A 19588-nucleotide genomic window follows, 5' to 3' on the forward strand; every position below is an offset into this window, starting at 1 on the left:
TATCAAATGGTAAATTATCATGAATCAACAGATAATCAGTAAATAATAATTGTTTCATTCGTTAACGAGAAGAATTTATTTAAAAATTAGAGTTCAATAAGAAGATAATTGATTGGTTTTGGTAAGTTGTATAATCATTATGTACCTACCCAGGTGGGTAGGAAGAAAGGAGGCGAGTTTATGTGCTGGTGGTGGTTTGGAAGATGGAACTTTTTTAGTCACTGGAATTGGTTTGGAGCCGTAATTATGATTGTCTGGAGCATAGTAGTAATAGTTGCTGCAGCAATGTTTTTTAGATGGTTTTTTTCTTCATTTGGTGCAAATGCTATGGAAAAATCAAACAGGGCTCTGGAAATTCTTAAAGAACGTTTAGCGAAAGGTGAGATTACAGAAGAGGAATATGAAAGGCTCAAAAAAACACTGGTTTGAACTCAGAATAGAGGTGATATCATGAAAGTCAAAGATCCTGTTTGTGGCATGAAAATAAAAATACATGAAGCTGCGGAAAAGTTTGAATATATGGGAAAAGAATATTACTTTTGCAGCAAAGAATGTTCAGAAAAGTTTAAGTCTGACCCGAATAAATTCATCCAGCCTTCTAAAAAACATGGATGTTGTCATTGAAAAGCTGGCGCCCGCCAGCTTTTTTTACTATAATATTGCTGTAGTTTCAACAACAAAAACGGGAGGATCTGTTGTGCAAAAACATAGAGTTTTCCTGTATTCTTTTGGTTTTCTCTTTATTATCTTTGGTTTAATCACAGGTGGACTGTGGCACCCAGTAGACCTGATTGCAAATCTTTTGAAAATAATAACCGTTCCAGATTATTTGCTAACCGATTATATCGAAATTGGTGGGCTATCCGCTGCTTTCATAAATTCCGGTATCCTGATGATCACTTTCACCTGGTTTCTGCACCTCATGAAATTGCCTACCACCGGATTGTCCTTTGCTTCAATACTGACAGTTGGTGGTTTTGCCTTATTTGGAAAAAATATTTTCAATGTCTGGCCAATCTTAATAGGTGTCTTTTTATACTCTCTTTACAAACGAGAACCATTTTCAAGATACGTATACGTTGCATATTTCGGTACAGCCATAGCCCCACTCGTCACACAAATTGCGTTTTTTCTCCCTGTGAAAGGAGTCAACGAGATCCTTGTTTCATATATTGTTGCTATAGCCATCGGATTTGTTTTGCCAGATCTCGCCGGATATTTTTTGACCACTCACAAGGGTTACAATTTATATAATGTTGGGTTTACGTGTGGCATGATCGGTATGGTTGCTGCAGCACTCCTCAGAACCTACGGCTATGAAATACCATCGCAAAAAGTCTGGTCAATCGGCAATAATATCGTTCTATCAATTTTTCTATTTTTTGTTTTTGCTTTAATGATGTACTATGGCTGGAAAATGAACAGAAAATCACTTTCGAATTATAGCAAGCTTATGAAACACTCTGGAAGATTGGTCAGTGATTTTGTCATATTTGAGGGATTTCCGATAACACTTTTCAACATGGGATTACTCGGTTTTTCAATGACCTTCTATGTGCTGATAACCGGTAGTCAACTGAATGGACCAACTGTGGGTGGAATTCTTACCGTAACCGGTTTTGGAGCCTTTGGAAAACATCCAAGAAATGTTCTACCAGTTTTATTCGGCATAACTATCGGAGGTCTCACGAATAAATACAGTTTATCAGACCCCAACAATGTACTTGCCGCCTTGTTTGGAACAACGCTTTCACCAATTGCCGGAGAATTTGGACCAATATGGGGTATTATCGCTGGCTTCCTCCATATAGCTGTTGTAAACAATGTGGGATTCCTGCATGGTGGGCTCAATCTTTATAATAACGGATTTGCCGCAGGGCTTGTGGCGATGTTTTTAATTCCTTTGATAAAAGTAATCCACAAGAAGGAGGATTAACTCATGCCAAGAAAAATTGAAATAGCAACGAAACTCTGCGCTCAACTAATCAGGTATCTTCTGTCAAAAAACGCGAGTAACATGAGTATCAAAATTGACAACTGTGAAAGCCAACTTTCGATAGTCATAGAGTCTCGAGCACTTCTAAATAATCATGACATTGATTCTCTCAAGTCTTATCTGAAAACCGAGAGCCACGAGGAAATGGGTTATTATTACTTACCCCTGGTTGGTGAATACGGCTCGGATGAAGATATCGCCTTAATAGCAATGCTTGTAAATAAGGTAGAAATTGACTATGATAAAAATTCATCGATTCTGAGAATGAGTTTCCTCATAGGAAGAAATAAATAACACAATTTTGATAAAAAACTAATCCTGCAAGCCCTTCTGATACAAGCCAGATTGTCACAGGTACAGCATTTAATTTGCATGGGTTTGGTCACAGATTTGCGAAAAATCAGCTGCGAATTTGGGATTATTTATATATCAGTGTGATATAATACACGCTAAGAAAACTCTTATCGGGGAGGGAAGGGTATGAAGAAATATCTTGTGCTGTTATTTGTTTTGCTTGTTATTGCCGTGTTTTCCGCTGAATTCATTGTAGTTGGTACCACAGACAAGATTCGAACACTTGATCCTGCCAATTGTTATGATTATTTTTCCAGCAACATTCTTCAAAATATCCTGGCTGGCCCTGTAGACTACAAATTAGGAACAGCCGAAATCATACCGTGGTTGTTTGAAAACTGGAGTGTTTCTGATGATGGACTTACTTACATTTTTTCCATTAAAAAAGGAGCAATGTTTGAGGACGGCACACCAATTGATGCAGAAGTATTCAAATGGTCATGGGAACGCGTATTAAGGTTGAATGGGGATCCGGCGTTCTTGCTGAGTGATGTCATTGATAAAATTGAGGTTGTTGACCAGCACACGTTGAAAGTGAAACTTAAATACAAATTCTCGGCTTTTGTTTCAGTGCTTGGTTACACTGTCGCATTTCCGGTCAATCCAAAAGTAACTCCGGAGAATCAATTTTTTGATGAAGCCCCGTTAGCTTCAGGACCTTACAGGATCACAGAATGGCAAAGAGACGTCAGAATCGTTCTTGAAGCCAATCCAAAATATTTCGGACCTGCTCCAAAGACTCCAAAAATAATCATCCAATTTTTTGAAAACTCCGCACAGTTGAGGATGGCTCTTGAAACAGGGCAAATAGATGTCGCATACAGGCACATGGATCCAAGAGATATTCTCGATCTGAAAAACATGGAATCACAGCTCGGAATAAAGGTCTATTTAGGAACAAGCCCTCAGATTCGTTACTTAGTTATAAATGTTAAACAGCAACCATTTGACAATGTCTATGTGCGACAAGCGTTATCCTATGCCGTTGATAGAGATGTGATTACAAAAACAGTCTTCTCTGATCTGGCAAAACCTCTATATTCCATGATCCCAATGGGATGGTGGAGCCATATTGATGCAATGCCAAAGCGTGACGTGAATATGGCAGTTGAGCTGCTGAAAAAAGCAGGTTATTCTTCTTCAAAGCCCTTGCAGATCGATTTGTGGTATACGCCTTCTCATTACGGTTCTACAGAGGCTGATGTCGCGCAACTTTTGAAAAGATCTTTCGAAGAAACAAAAGCGATAAAAGTAAATATCAAATATGCCGAATGGTCAACGTATGTCGAATATTTCTTGAATGGAACAATGGGATTATTCCTGCTTGGATGGTACCCGGATTATCTCGACCCGGACGATTACGTATGGCCATTCCTGAGTGAAAGCGGAGCCAAGTCGCTCGGTAGTTTTTACAGCAACATGGAAGTTGAGAATTTGATGATGCAAGCACGTGGTATTGAATCCGTTGAAGAAAGATCGAAACTTTATGAGCAAGTTCAAAAATCCTTAGCCCAGGATGTCCCATACATACCTCTCTGGCAAGGTTTTGCAGATTGTGAAGCAAAAGCCAATATATCTGGCATAATCCTTGAACCTACACAAATATTCAGATATTATGTACTTGAGAAAAAGTAATTAATTTTTTTATCTATAAAGCCCGCCTGTGCGCGGGCTTTTTTGCAGAACTTGCGGGGTGATAATCTTGTCATTGAAGAGCTATATAATAACAAGGATAATTCTTGCCCTTCCAATGATTTTCATTTTGCTCGCTGTTATATTTTTCATCCTTCGGATCATACCTGGAGATCCTGTGCTCGCTATCCTGGGAGGTAAAGCTCCCATTGAAGTTATCCAGCAAAAGCGCCATGAGTTAGGTTTAGATAAACCTGTGTTAATTCAATTCTTTGACTACATTAAAGGAATTATGACTGGTAACCTTGGTACATCCACACTTACTAACAGACCTGTTTTCGAAGAGCTTAAAGATCGTTTTCCAGCAACTCTGGAACTGACTATTTTTTCTTTCTTGATAGCCCTAATAATTGGGTTATTCTGGGGAGCAGAAAGTGCGTGGAGAAAAGATGAAGGATTGGACATTGTAGCAAGGGTTTATTCATTATTACTGTACGCAATACCTGTTTTCTGGTTTGGTTTGATCTTACAATTAGTGTTTGCTTCATATTTACGATGGCTTCCTGTGGGTGGAAGAATCCCTGCTTCAGCTGAATTTAAAATTGTCACAGGACTTTATGTTCTGGACGCTATTCTCTCGAAAGACTGGCATGGATTGATCGATGTCTTTCGTTATTTAGCACTACCAAGTATAACACTTGGTATGGTTATCTCAAGCGTATTTTTACGAATGGTCCGCAACAACACCGTCTTGATGTTATCCAAAGATTTTGTAAAAGCTGCCAGAGCGAGGGGCTTAAGAAAAAAGATAGTTCTTTATGGACATGCTGTGAGAAATGCCTTTGTCCCGATATTCACAATAATGGGTATGGAATTCGCCATATTGCTCGCGGGTGCTATTCTAACAGAAACGACTTTCTCCTGGCCGGGCATAGGTAGCTACTTAGTTATGAAAATACGTTATAGAGATTTCCCTGCAATTCAGGGCACTATAGTCTTTTTCGCATTATTCATAGTGATAATAAGCATAATCATAGATATAGTGAATGCCTTGGTAGACCCAAGAGTCCGGTACTAAGGGGTGGTTAGGTGGCCAAGAACAGAGGTTTTATGAGCGAAAAGATAGGGGAATTCATGAGAGATTTGACAGGTTCTGGAACCGGCAGATTGACAATCATTGGTTCCTCCATTTTGATTTTTTTCATCATTTTAGCTGCCTTCGCGCCATACATAGCACCATATGATCCGACAGAAAAGGTCGGTCTGTCTCTTGAACCACCTTCGAAACAATTCTGGTTTGGAACGGATAATTTAGGGAGAGATATACTTAGCAGGGTCATATATGGAGCAAGAATAGCTCTAAGTATCTCTTTTATGGGAGTTGCGATAGCATTCGCCATAGGTGTACCATTGGGATTGATCTCTGGATATCTCGGTGGATGGATTGACAGGATTTTAACTTTAATAATGGATGCGATGTATATTTTCCCCGGACTGGTTCTTGCCATAGCTATTGCAGCCGTTCTGGGACCAGGAGTGGTAAACATATCACTTTCAATCGCCGTTGTTTACGCCCCCACATATTTTAGAATCATTAGAAACCAGGTAGCATCAATCAAAAACGAGCTTTACGTAGAAGCTGCCAGGGCTCTTGGCGCTAAAAATTGGGAAATACTTATAAGGTACATCTTTCCAAATGTCCTGCCATCTGTTGTTGTCGTTCTATCGATGAATCTCGCAGACGCACTTATGACAGAGGCAGGCCTGTCTTTTCTTGGACTTGGTATAGCTCCTCCGACTCCGGACTGGGGATTTGATCTGAGCAGTGGACAGAGATTTGTTCTGAGCAGAGCCTGGTGGGGAATAATGTTCCCGGGACTTGCAATTGTTTTAGCAGCTCTCGGTTTTTCTATGTTCAGCGAGGGGATCAACGAGCTGCTAAATCCAACAATTCGCGAGAGAAGGTGATAAACATGGATTGCAGCGAAGATAAAATAGTCTTGAAAGCTGAAAGCCTTAAAATACATTATCACACCCAGAAAGGATATGTCAGAGCTGTTGATGGTATAGATCTTGTGTTAAAAAAGGGTGAAACCATAGGTATTGTTGGAGAATCCGGATGTGGGAAATCAACTTTTGGTCAGGGCATACTGAAACTACTGCCTGCGAAAACAAAATATGAAGGCAAATTATCGGTTGGAAAAATTGACATAATTCCCTTAAACGAGAAAGAAATGAAAAAAGTGCGTGGAAAAGTCGTGGGAATGATTTTCCAAGATCCAATGACATCTCTGAATCCAATAATAAAAGTTGAAAAATTATTCTACGAAACACTCCGAGAACACGAACCGGGTATATCTTTTGATGTGGCTCGAGAAAGAGCTGCTCGAATCTTGGAAAAAGTTGGTATTGAACCGGAAAGAATGAGAGAGTACCCATTTCAATTCAGTGGAGGAATGCGCCAGAGAGTCATGATAGCACTCGCACTCGTTTTGAATCCAGATATAGTAATCGCTGACGAACCAACAACATCACTTGATGTAATTGTTCAAGCACAAATTCTGGAGCTCTTAGATGAACTCAGAAGAAGCTATGACACTTCTGTCATATTGATTACACATGATCTCGGTGTGGTTGCTCAAATGGCCGATAAAATAGCTGTCATGTATGCCGGACAGATGGTAGAACAGAATGTCAAGAACAAAATTTATTATGAACCCAAACACCCATACACAAAATTACTTTTGAAAAGTATTCCAAACACCAACCCAGAAGATCTTCAGCTCAATTTCATTCCTGGATCACCTCCCTCTTTGCTGAACGTGCCAGAAAGATGCCGATTCACCAGTAGATGTCCATTCAGAATGGACATTTGCGAAAAAGAACCGCCTGTTTTTGATGTGGACGGAGGACAAGTCAAATGCTGGTTGTATCGCTAAGGAGTGAGGAAAATGAGCTTACTTCGTGTTTCAAACCTGAAAAAATACTTTGCTGTTAAAAGAAGCGCGGGAGAAATATTAATGAGAGTTCCGCAAAAATTTGTCAAAGCTGTCGATGGTGTTTCTTTTGAGATAAACGAGGGAGAGACTTTCGGATTAGTAGGGGAATCAGGAAGCGGAAAAACCACAACAGGCAGGCTTGTTCTCAGGTTGATAGAACCAACTGAGGGAACTATAGAATTTGACGGGGTTGATATCACCAGATTGAGTAACAATGAGATGAGATCCTTCAGAAGGAAAATGCAGGTAATCTTTCAGGACCCTATGGCTGCCCTGAACCCCTATATGAAAATAGGGGATGCCGTGAAACACGGTCTGGAAATACACAACATTGGAAAAAGCGAGCAAGAAAGAAGGAATATGGTTCTTGAGATGCTCGAAAAAGTCAATCTTCAACCGGAAATTTATCCTCGTTATCCCCATGAACTTTCCGGTGGTCAGAGGCAACGTGTAGTGATAGCCCGAGCACTGATTTTAAAGCCGAAATTTGTTGTTGCCGATGAGGCGCTGGCCATGCTCGATGTCTCTGTAAGGTCACAACTTCTAAAACTCCTTCTTGATTTGAAAAAAGAAATGAACCTGACCTTTTTGTTTATAACTCACGATCTTGCAACTACCAAATACATCTGCAATAAAATAGGGGTAATGTACCTTGGAAAATTTGTTGAAATAGGTACATATAATCACATCTACAAATCTCCCATGCATCCGTACACTAAAGCTCTGATATCGGCTATTCCAGAGCCAGATCCAGATATCATGAGCTCAAAAAAAAGATTTATCCCTGAAGGAGAAGTTCCAAATCCAATCAATCCACCAAAAGGATGTCGATTTCATCCAAGATGTCCTTTTTCAATGAGCATCTGTGGTTCAGTTGAGCCTGAACTTGTTAAAATGGAAGATGGTAGAATTATTGCGTGCCACCTTTACAAATCTAATTAGGAGGAAGAAGATCATGAAATATTCACTGAGAGTCCCGGATATTTCGTGTCAGCACTGTAAAATGAGAATTTCGAAAGTATTCGATGACATCGGATTGAAGGAGTATGAGATCAGCATTGAAAAGAAAACTGTTATTGTTGATACTGAAGATATCAAAACAGTCTTGAGCAAAATGGAAGAAATAGGATATCCCGTGGAAAGTTATGAAGCACTTTAACCAGAGACAAAAATTTTCCACTTTTATAAGTGAATAATGAATATCGTTTGCTCTCAGCACATAATGTCACAACTTAACACTAAGAGAACGGATAATTTGTACGTCTGTTCACAGTAAGAATATAAATGTGGCAAAAATAAAATTAGCCATATGTTAATATAACAGCTCTTTGAGCGTGGAAAATCTGACAGCAGAAGCTACTTTGACTGTGAAAACCTCTTCTATAAGCAATGATAGTTTATGATTCCCCGCCGGGAAAACCCATGATTTTCAAACATGAGACGAAAGGCAGGATAGATACCTGATAAAAATAGGAAAAGAGAGTATACTAAGAAATAGCTTGGATATCCAAGCTGTAGGAGTGGACCATTCCGATCTTAAACCTGCGGAGAGGCGAAAGTTTTTATAAAGCAGGAAGCCCACTTTTTTAGAAATGGGGGGAGGTCACAGATAGCAATACAAAAAAGAGGCTGCTTCAAAGCAGCCTCTTTAAATCCCCGGGCACTACCTACTCTCACATGGAGTCGCCTCCATACTACCATCGGCCCAGAGCGGCTTAACGGCCGGGTTCGGAATGGGACCGGGTGTTTCCCGCTCTGGTATCTGCACCCGAGGAAACCTGAAGGATCACTGGAAACTGCATAGGAAGCTGTAAGGTCAAGGCCTCGGCCTATTAGTACCGGTTGGCTCAACACCTTACGATGCTTACACCACCGGCCTATCAAGGTCCTATTCTCGGACCGGCCTTACTCCCTTATGGGATGGGAGGTCTAATCTTGGGACGCGCTTCCCGCTTAGATGCCTTCAGCGGTTATCGCTTATGGGCATAGCTACCCGGCGTATGCCCCTGGCAGGACAGCCGGTACACCAGAGGCCCACTCTCCCCGGTCCTCTCGTACAAGGGGAGACCTCCCTCAAACCTCCTGCGCCCGCGGCCGATAGGGACCGACCTGTCTTACGACGGTCTGAACCCAGCTCACGTACCCCTTTAATAGGCGGACAGCCTAACCCTTGGGACCTGCTTCAGCCCCAGGATGGGATGAGCCGACATCGAGGTGCCGATCCTCGCCGTCGATGTGAACTCTCGGGCGAGACTAGCCTGTTATCCCCGGGGTAACTTTTGTCCGTTGTCGACGACCCTTCCACTCGGAGTCGCCGGGTCACTAGGGCCGACTTTCGTCTCTGCTCGACCTGTCGGTCTCACAGTCAGGCCGGCTTATGCCCTTACACTCTTCGGTGGATTTCCAACCCACCTGAGCCGACCTTCGCGCGCCTCCGTTACATTTTAGGAGGCGACCGCCCCAGTCAAACTGCCCACCTGGCACTGTTCCCAACCTGCTCTTCACAGGTTCAGGTTAGAATTCCGACACACCGAGGGTGGTATCCCACCGACGGCTCCCCCGACCCTGACGAGCCGGGTTCACAGCCTCCCACCTATCCTGTACACGATGTGTCAGAATCCAATACCAGGTTGCAGTAAAGCTCCACGGGGTCTTTCCGTCTAGCCGCAGGTTGTGGGCATCTTCACCCACACTGAAATTTCACCGGGTCCCTCGCCGAGACAGTGCCCCAGTCGTTACGCCATTCATGCAGGCCAGAACTTACCTGGCAAGGTATTTCGCTACCTTAGGACCGTTATAGTTACGGCCGCCGTTTACCGGGGCTTCGGTTTGGAGCTACGCCTTGCGGCCTCACCCCTCCCCTTAACCTTCCGGCACTGGGCAGGCGTCAGCCCCTATACATCCTCTTTACGAGTTTGCAGAGGCCTGTGTTTTTGGTAAACAGTCGCTAGGGCCTTGTCACTGCGACCGCTTCAGGCTTCCTCAGTTTCCAGGTTGCCCTTTCCCCTGAGTTCACCCTACTGCGGCACCCCTTCTCCCGAAGTTACGGGGTTAATTTGCCGAGTTCCTTGGCGAGGGTTATCCCGCTCCCCTTAGCTTTCTCAGCTCGCCCACCTGTGTCGGTTTGCGGAACGGTCACCTGCAACCTCGAACGGTACGCGAGGCTTTTCTTGGCAGCGTGGGGTCAACGCCGTTGGACCCTCACGGGTCCTTCCCATCACGGCTCAGACTCCGGGTGCGGATTTACCTACACCCATCAACGCCCTAACCGCTTGGAAGGGAATGCCACTTACCCTCGGCGTTTACCCTTCTGCGTCACCCCTCGCACCTCGATTACAGGTGGCGCTGGAATATTAACCAGCTTCCCTTCGGCTATCCCTTTCGGGTTCACCTTAGGGTACCGGCTAACCCTGGGAGGACGACCCTTCCCCAGGTACCCTTGGGCATTCGGGGGGAGAGATTCTCACTCTCCTCTCGCATACTCATGTCCGCATTCTCACTTCCGCCTCGTCCAGCAGCCCTCACGGGTCTACCTTCACCCTACAGCGGAAAGCTCCCCTACCGCCTGTACATAATGTACAGACCCATGGCTTCGGGGGATGGCTTGAGCCCCGTTACATCTTCGGCGCAGTGCACCTCGACTGGTGAGCTGTTACGCACTCTTTAAAGGATGGCTGCTTCTAAGCCAACCTCCCAGTTGTCTGGGGTGCACCACATCCTTTCCCACTTAGCCATCTCTCTGGGCCCTTAGCCGATGGTCTGGGCTGTTTCCCTTTTGTCCATGGAGCTTATCCCCCACAGACTTCCTCCCGAGTTTTATGTACAGGGATTCGGAGTTTGACAGGGTTCGGAGGTTACCCCCCTAGCCCTATCAGTGCTCTACCCCCTGCACAGACCACTCGAGGCCGCACCTCAATGCGTTTCGGGGAGAACCAGCTATCACCGGGTTCGGTTAGCTTTTCACTCCTACCCCCAGGTCATCCGAGGATTTTTCACTATCCATCGGTTCGGACCTCCAGTGGGGTTTAGCCCACCTTCATCCTGCCCAGGGGTAGCTCACCCGGCTTCGGGTCTGCCACCAGTGACTTGCGCCCTATTCGGACTCGCTTTCGCTACGGCTCCGCCTCTACCGGCTTAACCTTGCCACTGACGACAACTCGCGGACTCATTAATCAAAAGGCACGCCGTCACCCTTGCGGGCTCCGACTTATTGTAGGCATGCGGTTTCAGGTTCTATTTCACTCCCCTCCCGGGGTTCTTTTCACCTTTCCCTCACGGTACTCGTGCACTATCGGACGATGGAGAGTATTTAGCCTTGGAGGGTGGTCCCCCCAGATTCCCGCAGGATTTCCCGGGTCCCGCGGTACTTGGGAACACAGTTCAAGGAGTCTTCTCCCTTTCGCTTACGGGGCTGTCACCCTCTCCGGCCCATCTTCCCAGATGGTTCAGCTAAGGAGAAGATTTGTAACTCCCCGGCGAGTCCGTAGCCTCGCCCAACTGTGTCCCACAACCCCAGTGCAACAACGCCTACGGGCTTGAACATCGCACTGGTTTAGGCTTTTCCCCTTTCGATCGCCTCTACTCAGGGAATCTCGTTTGATTTCTTTTCCTCGGGGTACTGAGATGTTTCACTTCCCCCGGTTCGCACCTTTCGGCGACTGGTCTTACGACCAATCAGGTTTCCCCATTCGGGAATCCCCGGATCAAAGCCTGTTTGCGGCTCCCCGAGGCTTATCGCAGCTTACCACGCCCTTCATCGCCTTCCATCGCCAAGGCATCCACCGCATGCCCTTAGTACCTTGACCTTTTCGCTTCCTATGCAGTTTTCAATGACCCTTCCATTGGTGGAGACGAGGGGATTCGAACCCCTGACTTCCTGCTTGCAAAGCAGGCGCTCTCCCAGCTGAGCTACGTCCCCGCCCATGGTGGGCTCGGGAGGATTCGAACCTCCGACCTCACGCTTATCAGGCGTGCGCTCTCACCAACTGAGCTACGAGCCCGCTTGAGCCACTCAAATATGGATAGCAGTCCCGATTTCTCCCTAGAAAGGAGGTGATCCAGCCGCACCTTCCAGTACGGCTACCTTGTTACGACTTAGCCCCCCTCGCCAGATTCACCTTCAACACCTTCCCTCCCTTTCGGGTTAGGATAGGCGTCTTCAGGTGCCCCCGACTCGGGTGGCTTGACGGGCGGTGTGTGCAAACCCCGGGAACGTATTCACCGCGGCATGGCTGATCCGCGATTACTAGCGATTCCGGCTTCACGCAGGCGGGTTGCAGCCTGCGATCTGAACTGAGGATGGTTTTGGGGATTGGCTCCCTCTCGCGAGGTCGCGACCCACTGTACCACCCATTGTAGCGCGTGTGTAGCCCAGGGCATAAAGGGCACGAGTACCTGACGTCGTCCCCTCCTTCCTCCGGCTCGTCGCCGGCGGTCCCCTTAGAGTGCCCGGCCGAACCGCTGGCAACTAAGGGCAGGGGTTGCGCTCGTTGCGGGACTTAACCCAACACCTCACGGCACGAGCTGACGACGGCCGTGCACCACCTGTGCAGGCTCCCTTTCCAAAAGGAAAGGGTCCCTTCCCTTTCGGGTTGGTACCACCTGCATGTCAAGCCCTGGTAAGGTTCTTGGCTTAGCATCCAATTAAACCACACGCTCCACCGCTTGTGCGGGGTCCCGCCAATTCCTTTGAGTTTCACCCTTGCGGGCGTACTCCCCAGGCGGCCCACTTAACGCGTTAGCTACAGCACGGAGGAATGACTCCCCCACACCTAGTGGGCATCGTTTACGGCTAGGACTACCCGGGTATCTAATCCGGTTTGCTCCCCTAGCTTTCGGGCCTCAGCGTCGGGCTTGGCCCAGGAGACCGGCTTCCCCACCGGCGTTCCTGCTGATATCTACGGATTTCACCCCTACACCAGCAGTTCCGTCTCCCTCTACCAGCCCCAAACCCAGTAGTTTCGGGCGCAATTCCACAGTTGAGCTGTGGGATTTCACACCCGACATACTGGATCGCCTGCGCCCCCTTTACGCCCAGTGAATCCGGGTAACGCTCGCCCCCTACGTATTACCGCGGCTGCTGGCACGTAGTTAGCCGGGGCTTTCTCGTGAGGTACCGTCATCGATCTGGCATTTCCTCCAGATCTTATTCGTCCCTCACAACAGAGGTTTACACCCCGAAGGGCTTCGTCCCTCACGCGGCGTCGCTGGATCAGGCTTTCGCCCATTGTCCAAAATTCCCCACTGCTGCCTCCCGTAGGAGTAGGGCCCGTGTCTCAGTGCCCTTGTGGCCGGTCACCCTCTCAGGTCGGCTACCCGTCGTAGGCTTGGTGAGCCATTACCTCACCAACTACCTGATGGGCCGCGGGCCCATCCCTCAACGAAGCAAACACTCCTTTCATCCAGCAACTGTCGTCACCGGATAATATGGGGTATTAGCCGGAGTTTCCCCCGGTTATCCCCCGCTGAGGGGTAGGTTACCCACGTGTTACTCACCCGTGCGCCGCTGGTACTCCCCCCGAAGGGGTTTCCCCGCGCGACTTGCATGTGTTAAGCACGCCGCCAGCGTTCACCCTGAGCCAGGATCAAACCCTCCACAAAACTTATAGTGAAGGTTTTGATTCCTGACTTTCAATTATATTTCGATTGGCGGGACTGCTATCCACATTTCAATGACCCAGGGACACAATACTCCTGGTCTTAACAAGACCTTTTCTACTTCTATTCAATTCGTAAGACCCATCATTTTCATCATCTTATTCGAGCGACCGGATATCATAGTATCACTTAGTCAACACAGTGTCAAGTTACGAAAAAGTAAACACCGCACAAATTTTAAATTCAGCCTCCAAGATAAGCATACTTCACCTTTTCATTGTTCAAAAGCTCTTTCCCGTTACCGTGCAAAACTATCCTGCCAGTTTCAACAACATATGCATAATCCGCTATATTAAGCGCTGCATAAGCATTCTGTTCAATTAAAAGTATTGTTTTACCCTCTTTGTGTATTTTTTGGATTATCTCAAAGAGCTCTTCGACTATTATCGGCGCCAGTCCCAGGGATGGTTCATCAAGCATCAACAAATCCGGTTTACTCATCAACGCTCTTCCAATAGCAAGCATCTGTTGTTCACCGCCTGATAATGTTCCACCTTTCTGATCAACTCTCTCTTTAAGTCTTGGAAACAAAGAGAAAACGAATTCCATATCTTCTTTTATGCCATTTTTATCCGATCTCTGATAAGCTCCTATCAGTAAATTTTCATATACGGTAAGATTCGGAAAAATTCGCCGGCCTTCCGGAACCATCGTAATTCTTCTGGAAACAATCTGATTTGTCGGTTTGTTTGTAATATCTTCGTCATTGAATAAAATCTTCCCGGATCTGATCTTCACAAGACCGCAGATGGCTTTCAGAGTTGTCGTTTTTCCTGCACCATTTGAACCAATCAAGGCAACTATACTACCTCGGTCCACACGAAAAGAAATACCTTTGAGTGCTTTTATTGCACCATAATTTACGCAAAGATCATTAACCACGAGCATAAGCACCACTTCCCAAATAAGCTTTTATAACTTCCGGGTTATTCTGAATTTCCAGGGGTGTTCCGCGAGCAATAATGTTTCCATGATCAAGAACAGTTATTTCTTCGCAAATTCCCATGACTACTTTCATGTCATGTTCTATTAGAAGAATTGTCAGATCAAATTCATTGCGTATTCTGACAATAAATTTCATCAGGTCTAATGTTTCTTCCGGGTTCATGCCTGCAGCAGGTTCGTCAAGCAAAAGTAATTCGGGTCTTGTAGCAAGCGCGCGAGCTATCTCTAATTTTCTCTGGTGACCATAAGGCAAGGAACTTGCACGTTCATTCCTTAATTCATACAACCCAACAGCTTCCAGTAACTTCAAGGATTCTTCCGTTATAGATTTTTCCTGTTTTGAATAACCGGGAAGGTCAAACACAGCAGATAATATTGATGCCTTTAACCTGAAATGGCATGCAACCCTCACATTATCAAGAACGGTCATTCTGTAGAAGAGTTTTATGTTTTGAAAAGTTCTCGCCACCCCAAGTGACGTTATTCTGTGAGGTTTTTCCCCAGTGATTTCACGATCTTTAAAGTAAACTCTGCCATTTTCTGGTCTATAAACACCAGTAATAATATTGAAAATAGTCGTTTTTCCCGCACCATTAGGTCCTATAAGGCCAGCAAGTTTCCCCTTTTCAATATTAATTGATACATCATTAACGGCTATCAATCCACCAAATTTTTTTGTCACGTGATCTAATTTCAGCATAATTCATTCTCCTTTTTTCACCCTTCTACTTTTCAAAATTAAAAACATACCTTCCCAAGAAAATTCTCTGTCCCCGAGTATTCCATGTCTGAAAAATAGTACTGCTATCATCAAGATAATCGAAAAAATCAGCATCCTCATGCCAGCTATTCCAGGAATCGTAATACCAAATAAAGTCATTGGCGTCTCGACAATTCTCAACCATTCCATTAAAAAAGCTATCAAAACACCCGATATCACAGTACCAGTTATGCTTCCAAGCCCACCAAGAAGAACTATCAAGACTATTTGGAATGTAAGCATTATGTTGAAAGCATTTGGATCTATCGTCATCACCAAACTTCCAAGCAAACCACCCGCAATACCAGCAAAAAAAGCTCCTACCACAAATGCCAAAACTTTATGGAAAAACAAATTTACCCCCATAGCCTCCGCTGCTTCTTCATCATCTCTTATAGCTTTGAGGGCTCTCCCATAGCTGGAGTCGATTAATCTCTTCACAAAAAAGATCGTGAAGATAGCCAGTCCCCAGCTCCACCAGAGATTCGTATATGTCGGCAAACCTTTTAAACCAAGAGGACCATTTGTCACACTTTGAAGGTTGTTAAACAGAACTCTTATTATTTCCGAAAATCCGTAGGTAACTATGGCAAGATAATCCCCCTTAACTCGCATACATGGTGCCCCAACCAGAAAACCAGCACCTGCAGCAAGTAGTCCCCCTATAAGTAGAGCTGGAAAAAAAGGAATTTGAATCTGATTTAGAGGCCAGATGAGTGGTTTTATAAAAAAATTCATCGCTTTGAGTTCAGGAGACATGTAAAGTAGCGCTGAAGTATAAGCGCCTATCGCCATAAAACCGGCATGTCCTAAGGAAAATTGCCCTGTGAAACCATTTATCAAATTCAAACTAACTCCAAGAATAACATATATAGCGGCAACATTCATGATTCTTAGAATATAAGCATCAAAATTGCCCTGTGCGTAAGCAATGAATAAGAAAAATGCGAATACAGTTGCCACACTAAGCCAGAAGGAGCTTTTTCTGTACATTGTTACAACCCCCTATGCTTCACCAAACAAACCTTTTGGTTTGAAAAGAAGCACTAAAACAAGCATGATAAAAATGAAGGCATCTCTGTATCCTGCCAGGTCGGGTAAAAAAGCGACAAGCAAAATCGAAATCATACCTATTAAAAAACCACCCGTCATTGCACCTTTAATGCTTCCAATACCTCCTATTATCGCTGCCGTAAAAGCGCGCCACCCCGGGAAAACCCCCATGAATGGCCATATTTGAGGATATCTCAAAGCCCAGAATATGGCACTAATAGCAGCGAGAGCAGATCCAACAGCAAATGTAAAAGTAATAGTTCTATCCACATTTATGCCCATTAATTTTGCTGTATCAAAATCATGTGCAAGAGCTCTCATTGCCAGACCCATTTTTGTTCTGTAAACGAGATAATTCAAAAATAATAAAGCGACTATCGACACAACAATTGTAATTATTGTTACAAATTGTATTCTCACATTATATATTTCTATCGTTCTGTTCAGAACATTTGGTTGATAGAAAGGCTTTTGTCTTCCCCCAAACACAACTGTTGCAAAATTTTCCAGCAGGAAGGACATTCCGATTGCTGAACACAGCGAAGAAATTCTCGGTGCGCTTCTTAAAGGTTTGTAGGCAATCTTTTCAACAGAAATCCCCAGGAGAATTGTAAGAAAAATGGCAAAAACAAAAGATAACCACCACGGAATTGAAAAAAGCGTAATGCTGTAATAAACGAAAAATGTAGCCATCATGAATATGTCACCATGAGCAAAATTAACCAGCTTAACCACACCATAGACCAAAGTATAACCGATAGCTACAAGACCAAAAACAAATCCTAACGCTATACCATTCGCCAGATGCTGTAAAAATAGAGTCCAGTTCATTTCAGCACCTCCGAAAGGTGCAGGCGTTCTGCCTGCACCGAAAGTTACTCACTAGGTCTAACTGTTGCAACATAAACAAATTTACCGTCTTTCACCATCCTTATAACAGCATCTTTCACCGCATCGCCGTTTTGGTCGAGCGTTATGTAGCCCGTTGCGCCTTCAAAATTCTTGGTAGTTGCGAGTGCGTCCCTGATTGCCTTTGGATCTGCAGAATTTGCCCGTTTAATGGCATCTATAACGAGCATGTATGCATCATAACCAAGAGCAGCAAAAGCACTTGGATCTTTGCCATATTTTTCTCTAAAGGCTTTTATAAATTCCGCGGCTTTCGGTGTTGTCACTGCTTCTGTGTCGAAATGGGTGCTGAAATAACTGCCCTCGACAGATTTTCCACCAACTTCAAGGAACTCCGGTGCCTCCCATGTGTCACCACCCAAGAAAACCTGTTTCATTCCGAGCTCACGTGCCTGTTTTATGATAAGAGCAGCCTCACCGTACGCCGCAGCAGGTATGAAAATCACATCTGGATTTTTACTGTTAGCAAATGTAAGCTGAGCTGTAAAATCCTGATCGCCAGTTTGATAGGAGATCACACCCAGAACAGATTTGTTATTTTTGGTCAATTTTTTGAAAGCTTCCTGAAAATAATGTGACAAACCTACAGAATAATCTGAGGCAATATCCTGTATTACAACAGCCGTTTTTGCACCAAGTTTTTCAACAGCAAATTGAGCCATAACAGTACCCTGAAATGGGTCGATAAAACATACTCTGAAAGCAAATGGTTTTCCAAGGGTCACTAACGGATTTGTTGGCGAACATCCAACCATTGGAACTCCAAGCTTATTAGCAACTTCACTACCAGGTATTGCAACTGCACTACCATAACTACCTATGATTGCTACAGCTTTGTGATATTCAATCAATCTTGCAACAGCATTTGCCGCTTCAACTTTGTCACTTTTGTTATCCACCAGAACAAGCTCAATCTTTCTTCCAAGAACTTCTTTTACCTGTTCATACGCAAGGTTGATGCCTTCCATGGTCATCTGTCCACCAGCTGCATACGGTCCCGTCATGGGTTCATAAACTCCGATAACTATAGGTTCAGCAGCAAAACAAAGCACCATAGCAAATAACATAAGAAAAGATAGCCACCTCATAAATACACCCCCTCCAAATGTGGTTTTTCACAAATATTTAAGATGAAAAACACCTTTTCGCCGAGAATTATAACATAAAATACACTTAAATATCTTTTTCAAAATTTTCCATGCGGGATTTTTTACAAAGGTTAGCTGTATAATATTTATGTTTATGGAGGGATTGAAGTGATAGACCTTCGAAGCGATACTGTCACAACCCCAACAGAGAAAATGAGAAGATCAATGTTTGAAGCAGAAGTTGGAGATGATGTGTATCAGGATGACCCCACAGTTAACAAATTGCAGGAACTCGCAGCCGAAAAAATAGGCAAGGAAGCTGCCCTTTTTGTTCCGTCTGGCACCTTTGGAAATCAGCTTGCTATATTCACCCATACACTCAGAGGAGATGAAGTCATAGTGCCTTCTTCAAACCACATTTTTGTTCATGAAGTGGGCGCACCTGCCGTAATATCAAATGTTCAACTTCGAACAATAGATGATCCTTACGGTATGCCCTCCATCGATAAAATAGCAAAGGCAATAAGAAATGAAGACATACATAATCCAAGAACAGGCTTGATTTGCATGGAGAACGCTCATTCAAGTGGAAAAGTAATACCGATAGATTATTTAGAAAATGTTCACAAACTTGCGAGAAAATGCTCAATACCGGTTCATTTAGATGGTGCAAGAATATTTAATGCAGCTATTGCATTAAATGTAGATGCAAAGCAAATAGCTTCAAGTGCCGACTCAGTTATGTTCTGCTTATCCAAAGGACTTTCTGCTCCAGTTGGATCAATTCTGGCAGGTACAAAAGATTTTGTCGCGAAAGCCAGGAAGGGAAGAAAATTAATGGGTGGAGGAATGAGACAGGCTGGAGTTCTCGCTGCTGCCGGGATAATAGCACTGAATGAAATGATAGACAGACTTGCCGAAGATCATGAAAATGCAAAGTTGCTGGCAAATCTTCTAGATGAAATCCCTCAGATTCACGTTTTGAAAGATCAGCTCGATATAAACATGGTGTTTTTCAGTTTTAATACCATTGAACCAGAAATTTTTGTTGGTAAAATGTTAGAAAATGGCGTGAAAATCAATCCACCTCATGAAGGCATATACAGATTTGTGACTCACAAAGATATTTCAAAAGAAGATATTTACACAGTTGTGAAAATTATAAAAAGGATAGTAAAAATCTGATTCGGCTCTA

16 protein-coding genes, 2 tRNA genes and 3 rRNA genes are annotated in these 19588 nt (G+C 44.3%); 11 read left to right on the plus strand and 10 right to left on the minus strand.

The genetic code is table 11. From position 1 onward, the window contains the following. Positions 1 to 180: 180 nt before the first annotated feature. The 10 genes from TEL01S_RS09955 to TEL01S_RS09995 all read left to right on the plus strand — a co-directional run bounded on the left by TEL01S_RS09955 (position 181) and on the right by TEL01S_RS09995 (position 8140). Complete coding sequence (locus tag TEL01S_RS09955) at positions 181 to 429, plus strand: SHOCT domain-containing protein (protein ID WP_012003956.1); 249 nt, start codon at positions 181 to 183, stop codon at positions 427 to 429. 21 nt (positions 430 to 450) lie between these two features. Next, on the plus strand, positions 451 to 624 hold the full coding sequence (locus TEL01S_RS10865; RefSeq protein WP_012003957.1) for a YHS domain-containing protein: 174 nt from the start codon (positions 451 to 453) through the stop codon (positions 622 to 624). Between the two features lie 73 nt (positions 625 to 697). After that, entirely contained in the window at positions 698 to 1936 is a 1239-nt protein-coding gene (locus TEL01S_RS09960; protein ID WP_028843636.1) for a DUF1576 domain-containing protein, read from the plus strand. Between the two features lie 3 nt (positions 1937 to 1939). Further along, positions 1940 to 2290, plus strand: coding sequence for a hypothetical protein (locus TEL01S_RS09965; protein WP_028843635.1), 351 nt, complete (start codon positions 1940 to 1942; stop codon positions 2288 to 2290). A 186-nt stretch (positions 2291 to 2476) separates the two neighbouring features. After that, positions 2477 to 3985, plus strand: coding sequence for an ABC transporter substrate-binding protein (locus TEL01S_RS09970; RefSeq protein WP_012003960.1), 1509 nt, complete (start codon positions 2477 to 2479; stop codon positions 3983 to 3985). A gap of 67 nt (positions 3986 to 4052) precedes the next feature. Further along, positions 4053 to 5060, plus strand: a complete 1008-nt coding sequence (locus TEL01S_RS09975; RefSeq protein ID WP_012003961.1) for an ABC transporter permease — start codon at positions 4053 to 4055, stop codon at positions 5058 to 5060. Between the two features lie 56 nt (positions 5061 to 5116). Beyond that, positions 5117 to 5950, plus strand: a complete 834-nt coding sequence (locus TEL01S_RS09980; RefSeq protein WP_407636302.1) for an ABC transporter permease — start codon at positions 5117 to 5119, stop codon at positions 5948 to 5950. A gap of 5 nt (positions 5951 to 5955) precedes the next feature. Next, entirely contained in the window at positions 5956 to 6921 is a 966-nt protein-coding gene (locus TEL01S_RS09985; RefSeq protein WP_028843633.1) for an ABC transporter ATP-binding protein, read from the plus strand. 12 nt (positions 6922 to 6933) lie between these two features. Further along, the gene (locus TEL01S_RS09990) at positions 6934 to 7923 is read left to right on the plus strand and encodes an ABC transporter ATP-binding protein (RefSeq protein ID WP_028843632.1); all 990 of its coding nucleotides are present in this window, start codon (positions 6934 to 6936) and stop codon (positions 7921 to 7923) included. Between the two features lie 13 nt (positions 7924 to 7936). Continuing rightward, positions 7937 to 8140: a heavy-metal-associated domain-containing protein gene (locus tag TEL01S_RS09995; protein ID WP_028843631.1), complete on the plus strand. Its 204-nt coding sequence runs from the start codon at positions 7937 to 7939 to the stop codon at positions 8138 to 8140. 496 nt (positions 8141 to 8636) lie between these two features. Here TEL01S_RS09995 and rrf read toward each other — a convergent pair. From rrf to TEL01S_RS10045, 10 genes are all read right to left on the minus strand, one after another. After that, positions 8637 to 8753 (minus strand): 5S ribosomal RNA (gene rrf / locus TEL01S_RS10000). A 40-nt stretch (positions 8754 to 8793) separates the two neighbouring features. Continuing rightward, positions 8794 to 11786, minus strand: a 23S ribosomal RNA gene (locus TEL01S_RS10005). 37 nt (positions 11787 to 11823) lie between these two features. Further along, positions 11824 to 11899 (minus strand) — tRNA-Ala (locus tag TEL01S_RS10010). Between the two features lie 5 nt (positions 11900 to 11904). Beyond that, positions 11905 to 11981: transfer RNA gene (locus TEL01S_RS10015), tRNA-Ile, on the minus strand. Positions 11982 to 12026: 45 nt separating this feature from the next. Beyond that, a 16S ribosomal RNA gene (locus TEL01S_RS10020) occupies positions 12027 to 13581 on the minus strand. The 16S, 23S and 5S rRNA genes sit together here with 2 tRNA genes alongside, the layout of an rRNA operon. 240 nt (positions 13582 to 13821) lie before the next feature. Beyond that, positions 13822 to 14526, minus strand: coding sequence for an ABC transporter ATP-binding protein (locus TEL01S_RS10025; RefSeq protein ID WP_028843630.1), 705 nt, complete (start codon positions 14524 to 14526; stop codon positions 13822 to 13824). Then, complete coding sequence (locus tag TEL01S_RS10030; RefSeq protein ID WP_028843629.1) at positions 14513 to 15283, minus strand: ABC transporter ATP-binding protein; 771 nt, start codon at positions 15281 to 15283, stop codon at positions 14513 to 14515. The genes TEL01S_RS10025 and TEL01S_RS10030 overlap by 14 nt, the downstream gene beginning before the upstream one ends. Positions 15284 to 15286: 3 nt before the next feature. Next, entirely contained in the window at positions 15287 to 16336 is a 1050-nt protein-coding gene (locus TEL01S_RS10035) for a branched-chain amino acid ABC transporter permease (RefSeq protein ID WP_012003969.1), read from the minus strand. A gap of 12 nt (positions 16337 to 16348) precedes the next feature. Further along, positions 16349 to 17227, minus strand: a complete 879-nt coding sequence (locus TEL01S_RS10040) for a branched-chain amino acid ABC transporter permease (protein ID WP_012003970.1) — start codon at positions 17225 to 17227, stop codon at positions 16349 to 16351. Positions 17228 to 17271: 44 nt separating this feature from the next. Then, on the minus strand, positions 17272 to 18393 hold the full coding sequence (locus tag TEL01S_RS10045) for an ABC transporter substrate-binding protein (RefSeq protein WP_012003971.1): 1122 nt from the start codon (positions 18391 to 18393) through the stop codon (positions 17272 to 17274). A gap of 168 nt (positions 18394 to 18561) precedes the next feature. On the opposite strand from TEL01S_RS10045, the gene ltaE reads away from it, so the two are divergent. Further along, entirely contained in the window at positions 18562 to 19578 is a 1017-nt protein-coding gene (gene ltaE, locus TEL01S_RS10050; RefSeq protein WP_012003972.1) for a low-specificity L-threonine aldolase, read from the plus strand. Positions 19579 to 19588: the final 10 nt, after the last annotated feature.

It is taken from the genome of Pseudothermotoga elfii DSM 9442 = NBRC 107921 (assembly GCF_000504085.1).
Classification (GTDB): domain Bacteria; phylum Thermotogota; class Thermotogae; order Thermotogales; family DSM-5069; genus Pseudothermotoga_B; species Pseudothermotoga_B elfii.

What these genes read in the sequence shown, in the direction of transcription:
- TEL01S_RS09955 (WP_012003956.1), top strand. Translation starts at nt 181, where the DNA reads ATGTGCTGGTGGTGGTTTGGAAGATGGAACTTTTTTAGTCACTGGAAT.
- TEL01S_RS09980 (WP_407636302.1), top strand. Translation starts at nt 5,117, where the DNA reads ATGAGAGATTTGACAGGTTCTGGAACCGGCAGATTGACAATCATTGGT.
- TEL01S_RS09990 (WP_028843632.1), top strand. Translation starts at nt 6,934, where the DNA reads ATGAGCTTACTTCGTGTTTCAAACCTGAAAAAATACTTTGCTGTTAAA.
- TEL01S_RS09985 (WP_028843633.1), top strand. Translation starts at nt 5,956, where the DNA reads ATGGATTGCAGCGAAGATAAAATAGTCTTGAAAGCTGAAAGCCTTAAA.
- TEL01S_RS09965 (WP_028843635.1), top strand. Translation starts at nt 1,940, where the DNA reads ATGCCAAGAAAAATTGAAATAGCAACGAAACTCTGCGCTCAACTAATC.
- TEL01S_RS10035 (WP_012003969.1), bottom strand. Translation starts at nt 16,336, where the DNA reads ATGTACAGAAAAAGCTCCTTCTGGCTTAGTGTGGCAACTGTATTCGCA.
- TEL01S_RS09995 (WP_028843631.1), top strand. Translation starts at nt 7,937, where the DNA reads ATGAAATATTCACTGAGAGTCCCGGATATTTCGTGTCAGCACTGTAAA.
- TEL01S_RS10040 (WP_012003970.1), bottom strand. Translation starts at nt 17,227, where the DNA reads ATGAACTGGACTCTATTTTTACAGCATCTGGCGAATGGTATAGCGTTA.
- TEL01S_RS10045 (WP_012003971.1), bottom strand. Translation starts at nt 18,393, where the DNA reads ATGAGGTGGCTATCTTTTCTTATGTTATTTGCTATGGTGCTTTGTTTT.
- TEL01S_RS09970 (WP_012003960.1), top strand. Translation starts at nt 2,477, where the DNA reads ATGAAGAAATATCTTGTGCTGTTATTTGTTTTGCTTGTTATTGCCGTG.
- TEL01S_RS10030 (WP_028843629.1), bottom strand. Translation starts at nt 15,283, where the DNA reads ATGCTGAAATTAGATCACGTGACAAAAAAATTTGGTGGATTGATAGCC.
- TEL01S_RS10865 (WP_012003957.1), top strand. Translation starts at nt 451, where the DNA reads ATGAAAGTCAAAGATCCTGTTTGTGGCATGAAAATAAAAATACATGAA.
- TEL01S_RS10025 (WP_028843630.1), bottom strand. Translation starts at nt 14,526, where the DNA reads ATGCTCGTGGTTAATGATCTTTGCGTAAATTATGGTGCAATAAAAGCA.